Origin of the sequence: Neobacillus drentensis, assembly GCF_036965245.1 — a bacterium.
Classification (GTDB): Bacteria; Bacillota; Bacilli; order Bacillales; family Cytobacillaceae; genus Neobacillus; species Neobacillus drentensis_G.
In genome coordinates this window covers 1-1,903 of the sequence record NZ_JBALPG010000253.1, presented here as the reverse complement: position 1 = coordinate 1,903, position 1,903 = coordinate 1, and the positions used below count along the sequence as shown (strand labels likewise).

At 35.2% G+C, this 1,903-nt stretch carries 1 protein-coding gene; it reads right to left on the bottom strand.

The features are described 5' to 3' along the window. Window positions 1-621: 621 nt before the first annotated feature. Entirely contained in the window at window positions 622-1,638 is a 1,017-nt protein-coding gene (locus V7150_RS26495) for a DNA/RNA non-specific endonuclease (RefSeq protein ID WP_335524299.1), read from the bottom strand. Window positions 1,639-1,903: the final 265 nt, after the last annotated feature.

Below are 1,903 nucleotides of genomic sequence, written 5' to 3'. Positions count from 1 at the left end.
CGAATAAATTTATATATTTTAAAAAGGATTCCAAACTAAAGCTGAAATCCTTTTAATCTTAACTCCAACAAATTTATATTCCCCATATGATATATTCTTAATGTTATTAACCTAGTTATGGTAAAACTCCTTATTCCATTAAACTGCTCCGTTAGCACAACAAGAAAAAAGACCGCCGTAGCGATCACTTCTTTAACTCTTGCCCCTGTTAGTGTAAGTACATTTCTTCACAATAAATGTTTAAATGATTATGTGGTGGAATTTCTATGCTCTACAATTACTCCTAAAGCGATAGACCTGAATGGAAGACTGTTAATTACATTTGTTATCTTTCTTCATAAACAATACGGCTTTGTAGTTTTTTCTATTTTCTGTTTCTGCTTCTGTCGCTCTCGCCCATGTCTCTTACAGCTCCTCTTGTGCTCTGTTAATAAAAAACAGAAGGCTTATCCCTTCTGTTTACCTAAAAGCTTTAATGATATCCTTTATTTGTTCAATATGCCATTTTTCATGTAATGCTAGAAACTCAATTATTTGATCAAGGTTTAAGACACCGAGAGCACCTATTTTTGCCGATTTTGTTTCATTTTTGTGTTACATGTGTATAAATATCCGATTTGTTTACTCACCTACTAGTCCATCACCATCTCGATCGTCCATATATTTATAGAGCCATGAATCGCGCGTAATTGGCATTTTAAAGCCAGCAGCTTTGGCTTCAGCGATCGTAACACTTCCATTATGATTGGTATCCACCTTACTAACATCTTCATTACTACTTACCGTTTCGTTTGCTGGTACATTGTCTGTTTTCGGTGGCGTACTGCTCGTACCTGTCGTTTCCCCTAAATTTTTGTTCACTTCATCTGGGTTTACATTGTCAAATTCATCTCTAATGGATCTGCCCTGAATTTTGTATGTGAATTTATAATGGTTAGGAATTTGCGTCTGAGTATTTGGATATTGAATCACTGCTACGAAATCTGTACAACCTCCTGCATCTCGAATCACTTTTTCCATATAAGCTTGATCGCCGTGCCTATTGAGAATGCTGTCTTGAGGTGTAATGTTATATGCGTTAGATACTCCCCCAAGTGAGTCAGCAATTACATGCCCTTCATCTAATTCTTGACTCTCTGTACCGGGAACCTTTGCTTCATCAGAATAGTATCTCCCAGACGATAAAACATGTTCAGTATTCGGATTTTGGAGTGTTATATTTTTTGCCTCAACACGAATTAGCTGTCCGTATTCATTTGTAAAAGCCCAATATTCCCTGTCGCCAAACCCGACATCAACTCTGACATTCGGCTTTCTATATCCTGACATATCTCCGCCATCTACTACAATTAGTGTATATTTACTGTAGTCAAAGTCACCATTAACACTTGTTATCGTTGGTGTACTAGTGGCAGGAACGCTTGGACTGACTACGCTTTCACTAGTCGTTTTTTCGGCTTCATCGTCAGGTGTACTTTTTTTGCTTTCAACAGTGGCTGCTTTCTTTTTGCTTACTTTTTGAGTTTTATTTATTTTGATTTCTGTATTATTTTGTTGTGAACAACTAGTAAATAAAATAAGTAGTGAAAGGAGTAATAAAATAATCCCCCATGATTTTTGATACCATTTTTGTTGCATATTGCACCTCTTTTTATAATTGAATTAGACTTATTTCACAATATTTATCTGGGTTATAATGTAAATATTTATACATGTACCTTAAATATATAATATTTCGGTTAATATTGTTTAAGATTTAGAGACTCACAATGTGTAAGAACTCTGAGAGAAGCAATGCGTTTAATGGATAAAATCCACTGAAACCTTTGCTCCTTTAGAATATGTTTATCTTTTGTTCTTTTACCAATTAGTGTCCCCTTACTATCAATGCACTTGCAATTGC